Below are 588 nucleotides of genomic sequence, written 5' to 3'. Positions count from 1 at the left end.
TCTACAGTCCTGCGCAAGACGGAAAGCACATTAAGTGCTTTCCTTTGCGTGCGGAACTCGCGACAAACTTAACCCGCGCCAGCCGGCCCCGGAGACCCTCCCTGCCGTCACTTTGTTCGAGCCGTTGTTGTTGCTCGCCGCTTCGCGGCTCGGCGGCCCCGTTCTCCGCGGCGGGGTTGGTCTGATGGATCTTGTTGAAGCTCGGCCATTGGCTCAAATGGAAACGGGGGACGCATCTGCATCCCCCGTTTTTGTTGTGATTACTCTAGGTCAATAAACTTAGTGCTTAGGATCTTGCCGTCTTTTACTAGCATTCTGGCCATGGTGGGGCCTCGGGTGCCTCTGGGGTAGCTGGCGCTGCCCGGGTTGAGGACTAAGCAACGGCCCACTTGGGCTTCTTTGGTTACGTGGGTGTGGCCGTTGATGGCTACGTCTACGGATCCCACCGGAAGGTCTTCGCGGTAGTGGGCTACGGCGAATTTGAGGCCTTCGTAGGTAAAGAGCGCAAGACGGTCTACATCGGGACCGTAGTCGCGGTAGTAATCGTTGTTGCCCAGTACGGCCCGCACGGGGGCGATGGTGCATAGG

At 58.7% G+C, this 588-nt stretch carries 1 protein-coding gene; it reads right to left on the bottom strand.

Going from position 1 to position 588, the window contains the following annotated elements; translation table 11 throughout:
• Positions 1–260: 260 nt before the first annotated feature.
• On the bottom strand, positions 261–588 hold a 328-nt coding region (locus ABHR76_RS07875; RefSeq protein WP_346977245.1), incomplete at its 5' end, for a metallophosphoesterase family protein.

The sequence above is a fragment of the Collinsella aerofaciens genome (assembly GCF_039752985.1).
In the GTDB taxonomy this organism is placed as follows: domain Bacteria; phylum Actinomycetota; class Coriobacteriia; order Coriobacteriales; family Coriobacteriaceae; genus Collinsella; species Collinsella aerofaciens_BT.
This window is presented reverse-complemented; position numbering and strand designations above follow the sequence as displayed.